The following is an 18,238-nucleotide window of genomic DNA, read 5'->3' on the forward strand; positions in this document are numbered from 1 at the left end:
TCAGCCCTGCGCCTGCAGGAACAACGAGAACAGCTCCGACTGCGACTTGATCCCCAGCTTGGCGTACATGTGCTTGCGGTGGACCTTCACCGTCTCCGCGGAAATCGCCAGCTTGCGGGCGATTTCCTTGCTGGAGCAGCCGCTGAGCATCAGCCGGCCGACCTCCAGCTCGCGGGCGGTGAGCGGGGTTTCCACCTGCTGGGCGGTGGCTTCCAGGCGGTTCTGCCAGCGCGGTGGCGGGGGCACTTCCTCCGGCACTTCGCGCTCGAAGGCCATGCGCTGGCGCATCAGCCCGGCGACCCAGGGCTTCACCAGGGCGAGCAGGGCGATCTGCTCCGGAGTGAAGCGGCCCTTGCTGCCCACCGAGCAGCACAGGGTGCGTTCGCCATCGAGCTGTACGTTGATCTGCACTTCGTCGGCGACCACATTGAGGCTGAAGTAGCGCTGGTAGTAGTCGGTCTGCTCGAACATCTCCGGCGCCACGTCGTCCAGGCGGAACAGCCCGCTGCCGGGCGCCTCGCGGCTGGCGATGTAGAAGGGGTCGAGCAGGTAGAGGCCCTTGAGGTAGTCCTGGAACAGCGGATCGGGGCCGCCGTCCTCGCCCGGGCATTCGGCGAACACCTGTGGCCTACCATTGCTGAAGAGCAGCACGACCCAGCTGTCGAACGGCACATACTGGCCCAGCAGGCGCACCAGCGAGGTCCAGAAATTCGGCTTGTCCAGCGCCTCGATCAGTTGCCCGACCGAGCGGTGCCAGGCGATATCCTGAAGGGAAAGGCTCATGACTCTACCCCCGATGGGTTACCACGCGGGCGTAATTACCCGGTGATGGCACGCCCGGCATACTCGGTGGATGCCTTGAGCCGGCGCGGTGCGCATTCTGACCCTTTTGCGCATGCTGGTCACTGGAATACAAGAATCCGAGGAAGCCCCCATGAAAGTAGAACTCGTCCAACTCGCCGGCCGTGATGGCGACGTGGCCTGGAACCTGGCCCGCACCCTGGAAGCCATCCACGCCTGCGCCGACGACACCCAACTGGTGGTGTTCCCCGAGACCCAGCTGACCGGCTTCCCCACCGAGCAGAACATCGCCGCCATCGCCGAGCCGGTGGACGGCCCGACCGTGCAGGCCGTGCAGCGCGCCGCGCGGGAGAAGAACATCTCGGTCGCCGTGGGCTTCGCCGAAGCCGCGGACGGCCGCTTCTACAACACCACGCTGCTGATCACCCCCGAAGGCATCGCCATGAAGTACCGCAAGACGCACCTGTGGGCGTCGGATCGCGGCATCTTCACCCCCGGCGACCGCTACGCCACCTGCCTGTGGAACGGCATCCGAGTCGGCATCGTGATCTGCTTCGACATCGAATTCCCCGAGTCCGCCCGCGCCCTGGGCCAGCTCGGCGCCGAGCTGATCATCGTCACCAACGGCAACATGGACCCCTACGGCCCGACCCACCGCACCGCGATCATGGGCCGCGCCATGGAAAACCAGGCCTACGCGGTGATGGTCAACCGCGTCGGCGCAGGTGATGACGACCTGGTGTTTGCCGGCGGCAGCGCCGTGGTCGATCCCTACGGCCAACTGATCGTCGAAGCCGGCCGTGAAGAGTGCCGGCAGATCGTCGAGCTGGATTTCGAGCGCCTGGCGCAATCGCGCCGCGACTACAGCTACCTGGGCGAGCGGCGCTTCGTGCTGCCCGGCGAGATGCGCGAGCACGACAGCGGCCTGCGCGAGCTGATCATCCCCGCCTGAGTTTCCCTTCCGGCCCGCCTGTTCTTCAGGACAGGCGCCGCCGGGGCGCAGGGCCGCGCCAGCACAGCGTTACCAATGAATCGACGGGCGACCCGAGCGCCCGCGAGGCCTGCGGGTGAGCGCAGGCCAGCAACTTAGTACTGCCATAACAAACACAACGCGGAGTAAGCAGTAATGGCTCGACTCAAACGAACCCTGTCGCTGGGTTCGGTGGTGCTGTTCGGCATCGCCTACATGACCCCGATCATCGTCCTCGGCACCTTCGGCATCCTCGCCGACGTCACCCGCGGCGTAGTCCCCTCGGCCTACCTCGTCGCCTCCGTGGCCATGCTGTTCACCGCGCTGAGCTATGGGCGCATGGCCGCAGCCTTCCCGGTGGCCGGCTCGGCCTACACCTACGTCCGCAAGTCGATCAGCCCGAAACTGGGCTTCCTCGCCGGCTGGGCGGTGCTGCTGGACTACCTGTTCCTGCCCATGGCCATCTGGCTGATCGGCGCGGCCTACCTGCACTCGGCCTTCCCGGCGGTGCCCCAGGCCCTGTGGGTGCTGGCGTTCATCGGCGTGACCACCGCGATCAACGTGGTCGGCCTGCGCCTGGCGAAGAACATCAACGGCGTGCTGATGCTGGTGCAGTTCCTCGTGCTGATCGCCTTCGTCGGCCTGGCCATCCACTACATCCTGGGGGATGGCGGCCGTCCGCTATGGACCCTGGAACCCTTCCTCAAGGAAGGCACCCAGCTGCCGCTGATCATGGGCGGCGCGGCCATCGCCTGCTACTCCTTCCTGGGCTTCGATGCGGTCAGCACGCTGACGGAAGAAACCCACGAGCCGCGCAAGACCATTCCGCGCGCCATCCTGCTGATCACCCTGATCGGCGGCGGCATCTTCATCGCCGCCAGCTATTTCGTACAGCTGGCGCACCCGTCAGTGGAGTTCCAGAACGCCGATTCCGCCGCCTACGAAATCGCCCGCAACATCGGCGGCGACCTGTTCGTCAGCTTCTTCCTGATCGGCCTGATCGTCGGCCAGTTCACCTCCGGCCTGTCGGCCCAGGCCAGCGCCTCGCGCCTGCTGTTCGCCATGGGCCGTGACGGTGTGCTGCCGCGCCCGTTCTTCGGCCGTATCAGCAAGCGCTTCGAAACCCCGGTGAACAGCATCGTGCTGTGCGGCGTGGTGGCCCTGCTGGCGCTGCACATGGACGTCACCACCTCCACCTCGTTCATCAACTTCGGCGCCTTCCTGGCCTTCAGCCTGGTGAACCTGTCGGTGATCTTCCACTACTACCTCAAGGCGGAACGCCGCGGGCCGCGCGAGCTGGTGCTGTTCCTGCTGTTCCCGCTGATCGGCCTGCTCGCCGACCTGTGGCTGATGGTCAGCCTCGATCACCTGGCGATCTGGCTCGGCGCCACCTGGCTGGTGCTGGGCGTGATCTACCTCGCAGTGCTCACTGCCGGCTTCCGCGAGCAGCCGCCGGAAATGAGCTTCGACGAAGCCTGAGCCCTGCGCGGGGCTATGCTGGGAACTCCAGGCCGTGATGCCCGAGGAGACCCGCCATGCCCCGCCTGACGCTCTACCATTCGCCCCAGACACGCTCCAGCGGCACCCTGGTGCTGCTGGAGGAACTGGGCGCCGAGTACGACCTCGAACTGCTCAACATGAAGGCCGGCGAGCAGCGCCAGCCGGCCTACCTGGCGATCAATCCGCTGGGCAAGGTCCCGGCGATCCGCCTTGGCGAATCGCTGGTCACCGAGCAGGGCGCCATCTTCATCTATCTCGCCGACCTGTTTCCCCGCGCCAATCTCGCTCCTGCCCTCGATGACCCGCTGCGCGGCCCCTACCTGCGCTGGCTGGTGTTCTACGGCTCCAGCTTCGAGCCGGCCATCGTCGACCGTGCCCTGAAGCGCGACGCCGCGCCCCAGGCGATGAGCCCCTACGGTGATTACGACAGCGTGATGCGCGCCCTCGCCGAACAGCTGGAACCCGGCCCCTACCTGCTGGGCAGCCGGATGACCGCCGCCGACGTGCTGTGGGGCGCGGCATTGCGCTGGGGGATCGCCTTCGGCGTGGTGCCCAAGCTGCCGGTGTTCGAGCGTTATGTGGAGCGAGTCACTTCGCGGCCGGCTTTCCAGCGGGTAGCAGAGCGGGATGCGCAATGGGTGCAGACCCATGTCGAGGCGGCGCAGGTCGGGCCTGGCCGAGCGCCCTAGCGGACGGCTGGAAGGCTGGTGGAAAACGAGCGGAATTTGAGGAAATGATCTCGCTTTTAGTGGGAATTTTCCTTTTTCACTATCAGGTTATTTCCGCCCCCTCGGGCCTGATCAATGATCTCCCCAACGCCGCGCTCCCCATCGCGCGGCGTCGGCAACCATAACGATGACAAGCCGCTTACCGAGTTATGTCCCTGAGGCCCTCCGCCAGGAGGGCCTTTTTTTATCCTCGCTGCCGCGAGTTTGCGTCGGTGATCGGCAGATGCTGACGCTGTGGTGGCCTTCGCAAAAGCGCTGCGGACACTTCCTACAGCGGTCTCGGTGCTTGGCGAAATATCCGCTCTCCAGGATCATTCGCCTGTACTGCGTTCCTACGCAGTGCGGTAATGATTGATCGACTAGTCAATCGTTAACTTTGGGCCCGTCAGTCATGACGGGCCCTTTTTTATGGCCGTCCGTCCGACGCAAAGCCTTGAATAGCCGGGATCGAGCTGCTGACGAAGAATTCCTCAGTCAGCGGGTGGGGAAGGTAACTGGCTGTCAGCCCTTGGCCGCGCTGACCCCTTCCAGGGTGGCGAAGGAGGTGTCCTTGGCCGTCAGCAGGAAATCGCGCATGAACGGTGCATCCAGCATGTCCGCGCGGATGGCGGCGTACAGGGTGCAGTACAGGCCCTTCTCGCCCAGGCGCTTGGCGGTCACGTAGCCGCGCGAGCTGTACTCGTGCAGCGCCCAGTTGGGCAGGCTGCAGACGCCGCGCCCGGATGCCACCAGTTGCATCATCATCACCGTCAGTTCCGAGGTGCGCACCTGGGCCGGTTCCACGTCGGCGGGCTCGAGGAAGCGGGTGAAGATGTCCAGACGGTCGCGCTCGATGGGGTAGGTGATCAGCGTCAGGTTGGCCAGGTCTTCCGGGGTGATGAAGGACTTGCCGGCCAGTGCGTGGTGGTTGTCCACCGCCAGCAGCGCCTCGTAGGTGAACAGCGGCACGTAGGTGATGCCGGCGATCTCCACCGGGTCGGAGGTCACCACCAGGTCCAGGTCGCCGCGGGCCAGCGCCGGCAGCGGGGCGAAGGAGAAGCCGGAGGCGAGGTCCAGCTCCACTTCCGGCCAGGCGTCGCGGAACTGGTCGATGGTCGGCATCAGCCACTGGAAGCAGCTGTGGCATTCGATGGCCATGTGCAGGCGGCCGGCGGTGCCGCCGGCCAGGCGCGCCAGGTCGCGCTCGGCGCCGCGCAGCTGCGGCAGCACGGCGTCGGCCAGCTGCAGCAGGCGCAGACCGGCGCTGGTGAAGCGCACCGGCTTGGTCTTGCGGATGAACAGGGAAAGGCCGAGGCGTTCCTCCAGCTCCTTGAACTGGTGGGACAGGGCGGACTGGGTGAGGTGCAGGCGCTCGGCAGCTTCTACCAGGCTGTCGGCTTCGCGCAGGGCATGCAGGGTTTTCAGGTGTCGGAGTTCAAGCATGGCGCGGCCTCGCCTCACTATGAGGAAATCTTGATAAAACGGCGGATCAATTGAGTTGTACTCATGATAAGCCGGCGGCTGGCGCTTCACCAGCGCACTTTCGTCGGCCTCACCAGCTCAGGTAGAACATGCCCTTGGCCAGCAGGACGATCAGCACCACGTGGGCGAACACGCTGTAGTGGATGCGGCGGGAGCGTTGGCGGGTCATGCGTCCTGCGCGGAATGAATACATGGCGAAGAGGAAATGCCCGAGGACACTGCTGGCCAGCAGCAGCTTGAGGCTGAGCAGCGTGGCGAAGGGTGAGGCCAGCGGGTCAGCCAGCAGCGGCGCGTAGCGCAGGTGCAGCAGGCCCAGGCCGCTGCCGAACAGGGTCAGGATCACCCAGGGCATGACCCGGCGCAGGCGCCGGCCCAGCGCGCCCTCGACCATTTTCATCGCCCGCGCCGGGACGTGGCGGTGAATGCTGTCCAGGATCAGCACCTCGAAGAACACCGTGCCGACGAACAGGATCGCGGCGAACAGGTGCAGCACCAGCAGGATGGGGTAGGCCATGGCGAAACTTCCGAGCGGGGGTTTCCTATCTTCGCCAGTGCCTGGGGCGAGCGCCCTTGATCCGGATCATGGGAAGGGCCGTCGGTGACCGCTCGGCGCCTTTCATCAAACTGTCACCGAGCTGTGGCAGAGCGCGCGACGGAAATTCATCAGAATCGCGCTCCACTGGGGTTTTGCGTTCCGGATTTTCACTCATGCGTGCTTTGCTGCTGGCGGTCGCCCTTCTGTGCGGACTGCCCACTCTCTCTTTTGCCGCCGATCGTTGCGATGCGCGGGTGCCGACCGAGCTGGTCGACCTGGGCGACGTGCGCCTGGCCTACCAGAGCATCGGCCGTCCGCAGGACCCGACGCTGCTGCTGATCATGGGGCTGGGCGGCCAGTTGATCCACTGGCCGGACGAGGTGGTCGAAGCGCTCTGCCAGCAGGGCTTCCGGGTGATCCGCTACGACAACCGCGACGTCGGCCTGTCCGCCTGGCGGGTTCCTACGCCGACCGGGAACCTGACCTACGAAGTGATTCGTTATCGCCTTGGCCTGCCTGTCAGCGCGCCCTACAGCCTGACCGACATGGCCGGTGATGCCCTGCACCTGCTGGACGCCCTGCACGTCGAGCGCGCCCATGTGCTGGGCGCGAGCATGGGTGGGATGATTGCCCAGCACGTGGCTGACCTGGCTCCGCAGCGGGTGATCAGCCTGACCCTGGTAATGACCAGTTCCGGCGCCCAGGGCCTGCCGGCGCCCAGCGAGTCGCTGTTGCGCCTGCTGGCCCGGCGCGAAGCGGCCAGCCGCGAGCAGGCCATCGAGCAGCAGGCCGACCTGCTGGCCGCCCTCGGCAGCCCGGAAGTGCGTGACGACCGCCAGCAACTGCTGCAGCAGGCGGCGCGCTCCTACGATCGCGCCTTCAATCCCGAAGGCGTGCAGCGGCAGATCCTGGCGATCCTCGCCGAGCCCAGCCGGGTGGACCTGCTCAACCGCCTGAACGTGCCGACCCTGGTGGTCCACGGTACCGCCGACCCGCTGCTGCCGGTGATGCACGGCGTGCACGTGGCGGCGCATATCCGCGGCTCGGTGCTCAAGCTGATTCCCGGCATGGCCCACCGCTTCCAGGAGGATTTCAAGGAACCGCTGCTGGGCGCGGTGCTGCCCTACCTGCGCGAGCACCAGGGCGGCGGGCACGTCGCCCAGCTCTGAGCGGTGGGGCTTTTTGTAGGAGCGAGCTTGCTCGCGAACATTTCGCCGGCCAGGCCGGTGTCGGGATGGTTCGCGAGCAAGCTCGCTCCTATAGGTCTGCAAGGTCATTTCACTTGGGTAGGAGCGGACTCCGTCCGCGATAGGCTCGCAGCGCGCCGGAGGTCAATCGCGGACGGAGTCCGCTCCTACGCTGCCTGCAGGATTCAGTGATCCGGCAGGCTGTAGCGCTCGGCGAAGTACTGCCGGAGGAACTCCACCGCCACCCGCACCTTGGCCGAGCTGGCCAGCGGCGCGGCGTAGACCGCCCAGATGTCCGCCGGCTGCTGGTATTCCGGCAGCACCTGCACGAGGCGCCCGTCCGCCAGGCTGTCCTGCACGTCCCACCAGGAACGCAGCAGGATGCCGCGTCCATCCATGCACCACTGGTGCACCACCTCGCCATGGTTGGAGGACAGACGGCCGGTCACCTTCACGCCTTCCTCGCCATCGGGGCCAAGCAGTTGCCAGACGCCGAAGGGGTGGTCGCGCTCCTTGATCACCAGGCAGTCGTGCCCGGCCAGCTCGGCCAGGGTGCGCGGGGTGCCGCGCTGCTCCAGGTAGGCCGGCGCGGCGCAGAGCAGCCGGCGGTTGCGGGCCAGCGGCTTGGCGATGAGGTTCGGGTCGATCTCGTTGCCCACCCGTACGTCGAGGTCGAAGCCTTCGCCGATCAGGTCCACCAGGCGATCCTGCACATCCAGGCGGATGTCCAGCTGCGGGTGGCGCGTGGCGAGTTCCGACAGGGCAGGGGCGACGAAGCGCCGGCCCAGGCCCAGGCTGCTGGCGATGCGCAGCTGGCCGCTCGGTTCGCGGTGCAGTGCGGACACGTCGTCGCCCATGCGCTGCACCGAATCGAGAATGCGCAGCGCCCACTGGTAGACGCGCTCGCCATCCTCGCTCACCGAGACCCGACGGGTGGTGCGGTGCAGCAGGCGCACGCCGAGGTCTTCCTCCAGGAGGCGGATGCGCTTGCTGACGAACGCGGCGGACATGCCCAGCTCGCTGGCGGCCGCGGCGAAGCTGGAGCGGCGGGTGACATGGACGAAGACCCGCAGGTCTTCCAGGTTCGGCAGATTATTCACGGTTCGTGTTTCAAGAATCCACAGTCGTCTGGATTATGTTTGCTTTGACGACTTATAGCATGGCCCGCACCGCCACTCACCCGACCTGCGAGGTGCACCATGAGCAAGACCTACAGAATCGCCACCCTTCCCGGAGACGGCATCGGCCAGGAAGTCCTGCCCGAAGGCCTGCGCGTGGTCCAGGCCGCCGTCCGCAAGCATGGCCTGCAGCTGGAGTTCCAGGAGTTCGACTGGGCCAGCTGCGACTACTACCTGGAGCACGGCAAGATGATGCCGGACGACTGGTTCGAACAGCTGCAGGGCTTCGACGCGCTGTACTTCGGCGCCGTCGGCTGGCCGGACAAGGTGCCCGACCACATCTCCCTGTGGGGCTCGCTGCTGAAGTTCCGCCGCGAGTTCGACCAGTACGTGAACATCCGCCCGGTGCGCCTGTTCCCTGGCGTGCCCTGTCCGCTGGCCGGCAAGAAGCCCGGCGACATCGATTTCGTGGTGATCCGCGAAAACACCGAAGGTGAATATTCGTCCCTGGGCGGGCGCATGTTCGAAGGCACCGAGAACGAGTTCGTGCTGCAGGAATCGGTGTTCACCCGTCGCGGTGTCGATCGCATCCTCAAGTACGCCTTCGACCTGGCCCAGACCCGCGAGCGCAAGCGCCTGACCTCGGCCACCAAGTCCAACGGCATGGCGGTGAGCATGCCCTACTGGGATGAGCGGACCGCCGCCATGGCCGCCGGCTACCCGGACATCACCTGGGACAAGCAGCACATCGACATCCTCTGTGCGCGCTTCGTGCTGCAGCCGGAACGCTTCGACGTGGTGGTGGCCTCCAACCTGTTCGGCGACATCCTCTCCGACCTCGGCCCGGCCTGCGCCGGCACCATCGGCATCGCGCCGTCCGCCAACCTCAACCCGGAGCGCAGGTTCCCCTCGCTGTTCGAGCCGGTACACGGTTCGGCGCCGGACATCTTCGGCCAGAACATCGCCAACCCCATCGCCATGATCTGGTCCGGTGCACTGATGCTCGACTTCGTCGGCCAGGGCGATGCGCGCTACCGCGCCGCCCATGACGACATCCTCAAGGCCATCGAGCAGGTGATCGCCGAAGGCGCCGTCACCCGGGACATGGGCGGGAAACTGTCGACCCAGGCGGTCGGTGCAGCAATTGCCGAGATCGTGGGCGGATAATTCTTACATATTCGATAAACGTGCCGGAATGCCCGTGACAGAGCGGTTACGGGCATTTCCAGGCGCGCCGTCGGGGCGATAACTGCCTCTTGCGCCCTGCGGCGTTTCATCGCAGACTGTTAACCATTAGATATTTGTTAACCAATGGTTGATGAATCTGAATTCAACCTTGGTGACGCTGCACCATCCGCTGTCTGCGTCGGATGAGTGACAACAACAATAAAACGTCCCAGGAGACGCCTGATGTCCCGCCTGCTGTCCCAGAACAACAAGAAGGTCGATGTATTCCTGATATCCATGAGCCTGGTGGCGGTGCTGCTCACCGTGATCGGTCTCGCGGCCTTCCCGGCCCAGGCCGAACAGGCCGCCAATCAGCTGTTCGAACTGTCCACCCGCTCCTTCGGTACCGCCGTCCAGCTGATCATCTTCGGCAGCACCCTGGCGGTGCTGTACATCGCCTTCAGCAAGTACGGCAACATCCGCCTGGGCAGCGGCAAGCCCGAGTACGCCACCGCGACCTGGGTGTTCATGTTCATCTGCGCCGGCATGGGCTCCTCGACCCTCTACTGGGGCGTGATGGAGTGGGCCTACTACTACCAGTCGCCGGGCCTGAACATCGTCCCGCAGTCCCGTGAAGCCCTGGAGTACAGCGTCGGCTATTCGTTCTTCCACTGGGGCATCAGCGCCTGGTCGATCTACGCGCTGGCTTCGCTGGCCATGGCCTACCACTTCCATGTGCGCAAGAAGAGCGGCCTGAACCTGGCCTCCGTCGTCGAAGCCGTCACCGGCTTCAAGGCCACCGGCCCCGTGGGCCGCGTGGTCGACCTGATCTTCCTGCTGACCATGATGGGCGCGCTCACCGTGTCCCTGGCGCTCACCGCCTCGACCCTGACCCGCGGCCTTTCCGGGCTGGTCGGCACGCCGGACACCTTCACCGTGCAGGTGATGGTGATCGGCATGATCGCCGTGCTGTTCTCCCTGAGTTCCTACATCGGTATCGACGGCGGCCTGCAGAAGCTCAGCAAGGTCGTCTGCTACGGCGCCCTGGTGTTCGCTGCCGTGGTGCTGCTGGTCGGCCCGACCCAGTTCACCATCAACAACACCGCCAACGGCCTGGGCCTGATGATCCAGAACTACGTGCACATGAGCCTGTTCACCGACCCGGCGGGCGACGGTGCCTTCACCCGCAACTGGACGGTGTTCTACTGGCTCTGGTGGGTGTCCTATGCGCCGGGCGTGGCCATGTTCGTGACCCGAGTGTCCCGTGGCCGGCAGATCAAGGAAGTGGTGTTCGCCCTGCTGCTGGGCGGCAGTGTCGGCTGCTGGTTCTTCTTCGGTGCGCTGGAAAGCTACAGCATGCACCAGTTCATCACAGGCGCCATCGACGTGCCGAAGATCCTCACCGAGCAGGGCGGCGAGAGCGCGGTGGAAGCGCTGCTGCTGGGACTGCCGGTGGGCAAGCTGTTCCTCGCCGTGTACCTGTTCATCATGGCGGTGTTCTGCGCCTCGCACATGGACGCCGCCGCCTACGCCGTGGCCGCCACCAGCACCCGCAACCTGCAGGAAGGCGACGATCCGACGCCGACCCACCGCCTGTTCTGGGCCATCACCCTGACCCTGGTGCCGCTGGCCATGCTGTTCGCCAAGGCCTCGCTGTCGACCATGAAGACCGCCGTGGTGCTCACCGCGATCCCGTTCACCGTCATCCTGCTGGTGAAGGTCTACGGCTTCTTCAAGTGGATGCTGCAGGACTACGGCTCGATACCCGCCTACCGCATCGAGGAGGAAGCCGCCGCCATGGCGCTGGAAGGCCAGCCCGCGCAGGCTGCGGACGCCGAAGCGCTGCCGCCGGTTGCGAAAAAGGTGGCCCTCGCCCAGTGAATCCTGCGTGGCGCCGCCGTCCCGAGGGCGGCGCCACCGGCAGGCTTTTTTTTGCCTGCTTTGTTAACCATCGGGTTGCAGTTAACCAATGTTGCAATCAAACAAACAAACGATGGCCGCGCCCAGCGCGAGTCAACGAAAGCCTGGAGATATCTGATGACCGAGTTCGAACGCCTGCCCGCCGACTTCTGCAGCAATCATGAAAACGCCTACACGATTCCGGCCAGCTTCTACACCAGCGATGCCGTGTTCGAGCATGAGAAGGAAAAGATCTTCGCCCACAGCTGGATCTGCCTCGGCCATCGCAGCGAAGTTGCGCAGAAGAACGCCTACATCGTCCGCGAAGTGATCGGCGAGAGCATCATCGTCATCCGTGGCCGCGACGATGTGCTGCGCGCCTTCTACAACGTCTGCCCGCACCGCGGCCACCAGTTGCTGGAAGGCAGCGCAGGGATTGCCAAGAACGTCATCACCTGCCCGTACCACGCCTGGACCTTCAAGCTCGACGGCGAGCTGACCCACGTGCGCAACTGCGATCAGGTCGAGGCCTTCGACAAGGGCGACTTCAGCCTGGTACAGCTCAAGGTCGAGGAATACGCCGGCTTCATCTTCATCAACATGGACCCGAACTCGGGCAGCGTCGAAGACCAGCTGCCGGGCCTGCAGGCGAGCATGCGCAAGGCCTGCGCGGTGATCGACGACCTGCACCTGGCGGCGCGCTTCGTCAGCGAGACCCCGGCCAACTGGAAGTCCATCGTCGACAACTACATGGAGTGCTACCACTGCGGGCCGGCGCACCCCAGCTTCGCCGACTCGGTGGACGTCGGCCAGTACGGCCACACCCTGCACGGCAACTGGTCGCTGCAGTACGGCATCGCCAAGTCCTCGGAGCAGTCCTTCAAGGTCGACGAGTCGGTGACCGATCCGTCCTTCGCCGGCTACTGGGCCTGGCCCTGCACCATGTTCAACGTGCCGCCGGGCGCCAACTTCATGACCGTGATCTACGAGTTCCCGGTGGACGCCGAGACGACCCTGCAGCACTACGACATCTACTTCCTCAACAAGGACATCACCGAGGAGCAGCAGAAGCTCATCGACTGGTACCGCGAAGTGTTCCGTCCGGAGGACCTGCGCCTGGTGGAGAGCGTGCAGAAGGGCCTGAAGTCCCGCGGCTACCGTGGCCAGGGCCGGATCATGGTGGACAAGCAACGCACCGGCATCAGCGAGCACGGCATCGCCCACTTCCACAACCTGATCGCGGTCTCCCACCTGGACTGACCCGCCGATGCTGCCGGCCCGGCCGGCACTTGCGTGAAGACCGCCCCGAGCCGTTCGGGGCGGCATCCCTAACAACAGTTCCGCCGCGACCGCTGGCCGCCGGTGGAGGCGGGGGGCAGGACCTCCCGCAAGATGGCAGTCGAGGTGAACCATGGCCAATACCTACGAGATGTTCTGCGTGCGCGTGACCGCCGTGGAGCAGGCAACCCCGCAGATCAAGCGCTTTACCCTGGCGCGCGCCGACGGCCAGGCGCTGCCGGCCTTCACCGGTGGCAGCCATGTCATCGTGAAAATGGCCGACGGCCTGAGCAACGCCTACTCGCTGATGAGTGATCCGCGCGACCTGAGCTGCTACCAGATCGGCGTGCGTCTCGAAGAACAGTCCAAGGGCGGCTCCGCCTTCATGCACCAGCAGGTGGAGGTCGGCAGCGAACTGACCATCTCCACTCCGAACAACCTCTTCGCCCTCGACCCCAGGGCCGGGCGCCACGTGCTGATCGCCGGCGGTATCGGCATCACGCCGTTCCTGTCGCAGTTGCATGAGCTGCAAGGCGGCGCCGTGCCCTACGAACTGCATTACGCCTTCCGCAGCCCGGAGCATGGCGCGTTCCAGGGCGAGCTGGCCGACGGTCCGCATGCGGACAAGGTGCGTTTCTATGTGGACAGCGAAGACCGTCGCCTCGACCTGGCTGGACTGTTCGCCTCCCTGGCAGCGCAGGACCACGTCTACGTCTGCGGACCCAAGCCGCTGATCGATGCGGTGATCGAAGGCGCGAAGCAGGCCGGCATCGCCAGCGAGCGGGTGCACCTCGAACAGTTCGCCGCCGCTCCCGCCAGCGGTGGCGCCTTCACCCTGGTGCTGGGCCGCTCCGGCCGCGAGCTGCGGGTGGAGGAGGGCATGAGCATCATCCAGGCCATCGAGAACGTTAAGGCCGCGCAGGTCGACTGCCTGTGCCGCGAGGGTGTCTGCGGCACCTGCGAGACACGCATCCTCGAAGGCGAGGTGGAACACTTCGACCAGTACCTGTCGGACGAGGAGAAGGCATCGCAGCAGACCCTGATGCTCTGCGTCTCCCGCGCCCGTGGCGAGCGGCTGGTGATCGATCTCTGAGCTGAATGACCGACGGGCGTAGGAGCGGACTCCGTCCGCGATCTGTAGGCCGCGCTCCTTGGTAAATCGGAGGGGTGGCGAAAACAGCGCGGACAGAGTCCGCTCCTACAAGGGAAACTCCTTCGCGAATGGCGGCCCTCTCTCTCGCCCTCTCCCTGAAGGGAGAGGGAGCTATCCGTGCCGGCTGACGCCACCGTTTCAACCTGCACCGAACGGTCCCCTCTCCCTTCATGGGGGGGACGCCTAGTCAGAGGGTTAGGGAGAGGGGAATCCCAGGCACGGTCTGTCAGAGAAAGACAGTTGCTCCTACGACAGGGCACCGCTGTCATCCATCGGTTTACAGCTGTGTATACTGCGGCCCTCGACTTCGTCCAGGGACCGCGCCCCCATGCTGGAAAACAGCTTCGCCTTCCGTCTCAAGGAACTGCTCGAACACCACAAGCTGACGCTGCAGGCCGTGGGCACGGCGCTGGGGATTTCGCGCACGGCGGTGCACAAGTGGACCAAGGGTGGCGAGATCGACTACGACAACCTGCGCAAGCTGGCCGCCTTCCTCAAGGTCAACTGGCTCTGGCTGCGCTACGGCGAGGAAGCCCTGCGCAGCGTGCAGGACGCCGAGCCCGTCGAGTTGCCGATGACCGACCTGCGCCGCCGCTACACCGCCGAGATCATGGAGAGCGAGACGCGCATGAAGCTGGCCCAGGAGGGCGCGCGCATCGTCACCTGGGAATGGAACCTGATCAGCGACGAGGTGACCTACTCGCCCAACGTTGAAGCGGTCTACGGCTGGCACGTCAGCTCCAACCAGGACTTCTGGAGCCACCTGCCGGCGGAGGACCTGGCCACCGTGCAGGCGATGTATGACGGCGCCGCGGCGGACGGCAAGGGTTGCGAGTGCGACTTCCGCATCGTCCAGCCCGACGGCAGCGTGCGCTGGATCGCCTCGCGCGCCACGGTGGTCAACGATGCCGTCGGCCGGCCGCTGAAGATGGTCGGCATCAGCATGGACAACACCGAGCGCATGGCCACCGAGGAGCAACTGCGCAACAGCGAGGAGCGCTTCCGCGCGATCTTCGAGCTGACCTGGGGCGCGCTGGCCTACATTGGCCTCGATGGCGGCTGGCAGCGGGTCAACAGCAGCCTCTGCGAACTGCTCGGCTACCGTGCCGAAGAGCTCTACGCCCTGACCTTCCAGGACATCACCCACCCGGACGACCTGGCGACCAACCTCGACCTGCTGCGCCAGCTGCTGGCCGGCCACTTCGACCGCTACGTGGTGGAAAAGCGCCTGCGCCGTCGCGATGGCGACTACGTCTGGGTCCGCGTGCGTACTTCGCTGCAGCGCCGACGCGATGACGGCCTGCCCGATCACCTGATCAGCGTCTTCGAGGACATCCGCGCCGAGCGCGCCGAGCGTGAGCGCCTGCAGGCGCGTATCGAACAACTGGAAATGCAGCTGGCGGCGCGCGCCTGACTCAGTGCAGGCGCACCCAGACGAATACCAGCAACGACGCCGCCACCAGCCAGGCCATCGCCGCCATCGCGAGCGACAGTTCCAGGCGCAGGCGATCCACCAGCAGGTAGAGCGCGGCGAGGTAGACGAAGTAGGGAATGATCGACCACATGCCGAAGGCGATGGTGGTCTTCAGGTCGTCCACCGAACGGCTCTTGCCGACGATGTAGTGGGCGATCAGGGCGAAGGTGGGGAACAGCGGCACCAGGCCGGCGATGTAGTAATTGCGCGTCTTCGACAGCGCGGCGAGGATCAGTACCACGCCGGCGCCGAGGGCTGCCTTGAGGATCAGGTCCACGTCTCTCTCTATGCGGCGACGCCATCGGGTCGATGGCGTTGGGGATTATCCGCGAGACTGGTTGCTGGCTCCAATGCGACGTTCAGGCAACCTGCGTGCTCGGCTCCAGCGGACTTTCGCTGGCGAGGAACTGCTCCAGGCGCTCCTTCTGCCGGGCATTGAGGAACAGGCCGAGCTTGGTGCGGCGCCAGAGGATGTCTTCGGCATCGCGCGCCCATTCCTCGCGGACCAGGTATTCCACTTCCCGCGCATACAGCCCGGCGCCCAGGTGTTCGCCCAGTTCGCTGAGGTTGTGTGCGCCGTCCAGCAGCTTCCAGATGCGGCTGCCGTAGGTGCTGGCCCAGCGGCGGGCGAGGGCGGGGTCGAGCTGGCGCAGGCGCTCCATCAGCTGGATGGCCAGGTCTTCCACGGTGGTCATGGCTTCGCCGCCCGGTAGCGGGGCGTCGGCGGTCCAGCGCGGTTTCATCACGCCGCTGAAGTGCGGCGCCAGTTGTTCCAGCGCGGCCTCGGCGAGCTTGCGGTAGGTGGTCAGCTTGCCGCCGAACACCGAGAGCAGCGGCGCTTCGCCGGGGGTGTTGTCCAGCGCCAGGGTGTAGTCGCGGGTGACGGCGGACGGATCGTCCGACTCGTCGTCGCACAGCGGACGCACGCCGGAGAAGCTGCGCAGGATGTCCTGGCGGCTGATCTGGCGCTTGAAGTGGGCGTTGACCACGTTGAGCAGGTAGTCGGTTTCCGCCTCGCTGATGCTGATCTTTGCCGGGTCGCCCTGGTATTCGAGGTCGGTGGTGCCGATCAGGGTGAACTGGCGCAGGTAGGGGATGGCGAAGACGATGCGCCGGTCCTCGTTCTGCAGGATGTACGCGTGCTCGCCTTCGTAGAGGCGCGGCACGATCAGGTGGCTGCCCTGGATCAGGCGGATGCCGTAGGGCGGTTTCTGCCGCAGTTCTTCGCGCAGGAAACGATCGACCCAGGGGCCGGCGGCGTTGACCAGCACGCGGGCGCGGATCGAATAGAGGCTGCCGTCGCGCCTTTCGAGGTGCAGGTGCCACAGCCCCTTGCTGCGCCGCGCGCTGACGCAGCGGGTGCGCGGGTGCACGTGGGCGCCGTGCTCGCGGGCGGCCATGGCGTTGACCACGACCAGGCGGGCGTCGTCCACCGAGCAGTCGGAGTATTCGAAGCCGCGGCTGATCTCGGCTTTCAGCGGGCTGTCCAGGCCGAAGCGCACGCCACGGGAGGCCGGCAGTTTTTCGCGCTTGCCCAGGTGGTCATAGAGGAACAGGCCGGCGCGGATCATCCAGGCCGGGCGCAGGTGCGGGCGGTGCGGCAGCACGAAGCGCAGCGGGTGGACGATGTGCGGGGCCTTGGCCAGCAGCACTTCGCGCTCGGCGAGGGCTTCGCGGACCAGGCGGAATTCGTAGTGTTCCAGGTAGCGCAGGCCGCCGTGGACCAGCTTGCTGCTGGCGGAGGAGGTGTGGGCGGCGAGGTCGTGCTGTTCGCAAAGGAACACCGACAGCCCGCGCCCGGCAGCGTCCGCCGCGATGCCCGCGCCATTGATCCCGCCACCGACGACAGCCAGGTCATAGACTTCGGCCAGGGGCGCGTGGCGCTTGCTGGTGGGGTTCATGGGGCCGCCTTGGGGTTGAAAGTGAATCTTTGAATGTTCGTTTTCGAAAATATCCTAGTCCAGTGAACGAAATATGACCAGCCTTCGGCGCGAATTCGCGCAGGCGTTCGTCTGAATGTTCGAAAGTGAATGGGCCGATCGAAGATTTCGCTCAAACCAGTTCGAGCTGCACCTTGTGCTGCTGCATCAGGCGCACCACGGCAGCCGGCGGTGGGCTGTCGGTGAACATGCGGCTGACCAGGGAAATCGGCCCCAGGCGTACCACGGCGTTGCGGCCGAACTTGCTGGAGTCGGCGGCGAGGAACACCTGCCGGGCGTTGTCGATGATGGCGCGGGAGACGCGCACTTCCTGGTAGTCGAAGTCCAGCAGGCTGCCGTCCTCGTCGATGCCGCTGATGCCGACCACGGCGAAGTCGACGCGGAACTGTTCGATGAAGTCCACCGCCGCCTGCCCGACCACGCCGCCGTCGCCGCGCACGGTGCCGCCGGCGATCAGTACTTCGAAGTCGTCCTTGCCGGCGAGGATGCCGGCGACGTGCAGGTTGTTGGTGATGACCTTGAGGTTCTGGTGGCCGAGCAGGGCGCGGGCAATCGCTTCGGTGGTGGTGCCGATGTTGATGAACAGCGAGGCGTTGTCCGGAATCTGCGCGGCGATGGCTTCGGCGATGCGCTGCTTCTCGTCGCGCATCTGGTCGGCGCGGGTGTTGTAGGCGGTGTTCTCGACGCTGGAATCCCACGCCGCGCCGCCGTGGTAGCGGCGCAGCAGGTTCTGTTCGGCGAGCTGGTTGATGTCGCGGCGGATGGTCTGCGGAGTCACGGCGAACTGCTGGGCGAGTTCCTCGATGCTCAGGTAGCCGCGCTCGCGGACCAGGTCGAGGATGCTTTGCTGTCGGGGTGGCAGGTTCATGCGCTGTGCTCGTGCGGACGGGCCGGGAGGGCAAGGATGCCGCAGCGGAGGCTCGCTGTCATGCCGGGTTGGTTAGGCGCGGGTGCTTTCCCTCACCCTAACCCTCTCCCAGAGGGAGAGGGGACTGATCGGTGCCGGCTGGCACCGTTGCATCAGCCG

General features: G+C 65.7%; 16 protein-coding genes. 9 read left to right on the top strand and 7 right to left on the bottom strand.

Annotation, left to right across the window (positions count from 1 at the left end; all coding sequences use genetic code 11):
* Positions 1–783, bottom strand: coding sequence for a helix-turn-helix transcriptional regulator (locus HNP46_RS07485; protein WP_184587354.1), 783 nt, complete (start codon positions 781–783; stop codon positions 1–3).
* A gap of 151 nt (positions 784–934) precedes the next feature.
* Here HNP46_RS07485 and HNP46_RS07490 point away from each other — a divergent pair, with 151 nt between their 5' ends.
* From HNP46_RS07490 to HNP46_RS07500, 3 genes are all read left to right on the top strand, one after another.
* A complete protein-coding gene (locus HNP46_RS07490; protein WP_184587356.1) occupies positions 935–1,753 on the top strand; it encodes a carbon-nitrogen hydrolase family protein in 819 nt (272 codons plus the stop codon).
* A gap of 174 nt (positions 1,754–1,927) precedes the next feature.
* Positions 1,928–3,250 (top strand): APC family permease, encoded by a 1,323-nt coding sequence (locus HNP46_RS07495; protein WP_184587358.1) that lies wholly within the window; start codon positions 1,928–1,930, stop codon positions 3,248–3,250.
* A 56-nt stretch (positions 3,251–3,306) separates the two neighbouring features.
* Positions 3,307–3,960 (top strand): glutathione S-transferase family protein, encoded by a 654-nt coding sequence (locus tag HNP46_RS07500; protein WP_184587360.1) that lies wholly within the window; start codon positions 3,307–3,309, stop codon positions 3,958–3,960.
* A gap of 540 nt (positions 3,961–4,500) precedes the next feature.
* Here HNP46_RS07500 and metR read toward each other — a convergent pair.
* Together metR and HNP46_RS07510 are read right to left on the bottom strand one after the other, a co-directional pair.
* The gene (gene metR / locus HNP46_RS07505) at positions 4,501–5,421 is read right to left on the bottom strand and encodes a transcriptional regulator MetR (protein WP_184587362.1); all 921 of its coding nucleotides are present in this window, start codon (positions 5,419–5,421) and stop codon (positions 4,501–4,503) included.
* Between the two features lie 109 nt (positions 5,422–5,530).
* Positions 5,531–5,974 (bottom strand): CopD family copper resistance protein, encoded by a 444-nt coding sequence (locus HNP46_RS07510; protein WP_184587364.1) that lies wholly within the window; start codon positions 5,972–5,974, stop codon positions 5,531–5,533.
* 194 nt (positions 5,975–6,168) lie between these two features.
* On the opposite strand from HNP46_RS07510, the gene HNP46_RS07515 reads away from it, so the two are divergent.
* Positions 6,169–7,164 carry an alpha/beta fold hydrolase gene (locus tag HNP46_RS07515; protein ID WP_184587366.1) on the top strand — a complete coding sequence of 332 codons (996 nt, stop codon included), beginning with the start codon at positions 6,169–6,171 and terminating at the stop codon, positions 7,162–7,164.
* A 203-nt stretch (positions 7,165–7,367) separates the two neighbouring features.
* On the opposite strand, the gene HNP46_RS07520 is transcribed toward HNP46_RS07515, so the two are convergent.
* Entirely contained in the window at positions 7,368–8,282 is a 915-nt protein-coding gene (locus HNP46_RS07520) for a LysR substrate-binding domain-containing protein (RefSeq protein WP_184587368.1), read from the bottom strand.
* 99 nt (positions 8,283–8,381) lie between these two features.
* On the opposite strand from HNP46_RS07520, the gene HNP46_RS07525 reads away from it, so the two are divergent.
* The 5 genes from HNP46_RS07525 (at position 8,382) to HNP46_RS07545 (ending at position 15,211) form a co-directional block, all read left to right on the top strand.
* Positions 8,382–9,467, top strand: coding sequence for a tartrate dehydrogenase (locus tag HNP46_RS07525; protein ID WP_184587370.1), 1,086 nt, complete (start codon positions 8,382–8,384; stop codon positions 9,465–9,467).
* A 243-nt stretch (positions 9,468–9,710) separates the two neighbouring features.
* Positions 9,711–11,348 carry a BCCT family transporter gene (locus tag HNP46_RS07530; RefSeq protein ID WP_311771798.1) on the top strand — a complete coding sequence of 546 codons (1,638 nt, stop codon included), beginning with the start codon at positions 9,711–9,713 and terminating at the stop codon, positions 11,346–11,348.
* A 156-nt stretch (positions 11,349–11,504) separates the two neighbouring features.
* Entirely contained in the window at positions 11,505–12,626 is a 1,122-nt protein-coding gene (locus HNP46_RS07535; RefSeq protein ID WP_184587372.1) for an aromatic ring-hydroxylating oxygenase subunit alpha, read from the top strand.
* A 151-nt stretch (positions 12,627–12,777) separates the two neighbouring features.
* Complete coding sequence (locus HNP46_RS07540; RefSeq protein WP_184587374.1) at positions 12,778–13,737, top strand: PDR/VanB family oxidoreductase; 960 nt, start codon at positions 12,778–12,780, stop codon at positions 13,735–13,737.
* Between the two features lie 388 nt (positions 13,738–14,125).
* Positions 14,126–15,211 (top strand): helix-turn-helix domain-containing protein, encoded by a 1,086-nt coding sequence (locus tag HNP46_RS07545; protein WP_184587376.1) that lies wholly within the window; start codon positions 14,126–14,128, stop codon positions 15,209–15,211.
* A 1-nt stretch (position 15,212) separates the two neighbouring features.
* On the opposite strand, the gene HNP46_RS07550 is transcribed toward HNP46_RS07545, so the two are convergent.
* The 3 genes from HNP46_RS07550 to HNP46_RS07560 all read right to left on the bottom strand — a co-directional run bounded on the left by HNP46_RS07550 (position 15,213) and on the right by HNP46_RS07560 (position 18,079).
* Positions 15,213–15,539, bottom strand: coding sequence for a GlpM family protein (locus HNP46_RS07550; RefSeq protein WP_184587595.1), 327 nt, complete (start codon positions 15,537–15,539; stop codon positions 15,213–15,215).
* A gap of 91 nt (positions 15,540–15,630) precedes the next feature.
* Positions 15,631–17,172, bottom strand: a complete 1,542-nt coding sequence (glpD, locus tag HNP46_RS07555) for a glycerol-3-phosphate dehydrogenase (RefSeq protein WP_184587378.1) — start codon at positions 17,170–17,172, stop codon at positions 15,631–15,633.
* Positions 17,173–17,323: 151 nt separating this feature from the next.
* Complete coding sequence (locus tag HNP46_RS07560; RefSeq protein WP_184587380.1) at positions 17,324–18,079, bottom strand: DeoR/GlpR family transcriptional regulator; 756 nt, start codon at positions 18,077–18,079, stop codon at positions 17,324–17,326.
* Between the last annotated feature and the right edge of the window lie 159 nt (positions 18,080–18,238).

The sequence above is a fragment of the Pseudomonas nitroreducens genome, from assembly GCF_014204515.1.
GTDB classification, from domain to species: Bacteria; Pseudomonadota; Gammaproteobacteria; order Pseudomonadales; family Pseudomonadaceae; genus Pseudomonas; species Pseudomonas nitritireducens_A.

What these genes read in the sequence shown, in the direction of transcription:
- HNP46_RS07485 (WP_184587354.1), bottom strand. Translation starts at nt 783, where the DNA reads ATGAGCCTTTCCCTTCAGGATATCGCCTGGCACCGCTCGGTCGGGCAA.
- HNP46_RS07490 (WP_184587356.1), top strand. Translation starts at nt 935, where the DNA reads ATGAAAGTAGAACTCGTCCAACTCGCCGGCCGTGATGGCGACGTGGCC.
- HNP46_RS07495 (WP_184587358.1), top strand. Translation starts at nt 1,928, where the DNA reads ATGGCTCGACTCAAACGAACCCTGTCGCTGGGTTCGGTGGTGCTGTTC.
- HNP46_RS07500 (WP_184587360.1), top strand. Translation starts at nt 3,307, where the DNA reads ATGCCCCGCCTGACGCTCTACCATTCGCCCCAGACACGCTCCAGCGGC.
- metR (WP_184587362.1), bottom strand. Translation starts at nt 5,421, where the DNA reads ATGCTTGAACTCCGACACCTGAAAACCCTGCATGCCCTGCGCGAAGCC.
- HNP46_RS07510 (WP_184587364.1), bottom strand. Translation starts at nt 5,974, where the DNA reads ATGGCCTACCCCATCCTGCTGGTGCTGCACCTGTTCGCCGCGATCCTG.
- HNP46_RS07515 (WP_184587366.1), top strand. Translation starts at nt 6,169, where the DNA reads ATGCGTGCTTTGCTGCTGGCGGTCGCCCTTCTGTGCGGACTGCCCACT.
- HNP46_RS07525 (WP_184587370.1), top strand. Translation starts at nt 8,382, where the DNA reads ATGAGCAAGACCTACAGAATCGCCACCCTTCCCGGAGACGGCATCGGC.
- HNP46_RS07530 (WP_311771798.1), top strand. Translation starts at nt 9,711, where the DNA reads ATGTCCCGCCTGCTGTCCCAGAACAACAAGAAGGTCGATGTATTCCTG.
- HNP46_RS07535 (WP_184587372.1), top strand. Translation starts at nt 11,505, where the DNA reads ATGACCGAGTTCGAACGCCTGCCCGCCGACTTCTGCAGCAATCATGAA.
- HNP46_RS07540 (WP_184587374.1), top strand. Translation starts at nt 12,778, where the DNA reads ATGGCCAATACCTACGAGATGTTCTGCGTGCGCGTGACCGCCGTGGAG.
- HNP46_RS07545 (WP_184587376.1), top strand. Translation starts at nt 14,126, where the DNA reads ATGCTGGAAAACAGCTTCGCCTTCCGTCTCAAGGAACTGCTCGAACAC.
- glpD (WP_184587378.1), bottom strand. Translation starts at nt 17,172, where the DNA reads ATGAACCCCACCAGCAAGCGCCACGCGCCCCTGGCCGAAGTCTATGAC.
- HNP46_RS07560 (WP_184587380.1), bottom strand. Translation starts at nt 18,079, where the DNA reads ATGAACCTGCCACCCCGACAGCAAAGCATCCTCGACCTGGTCCGCGAG.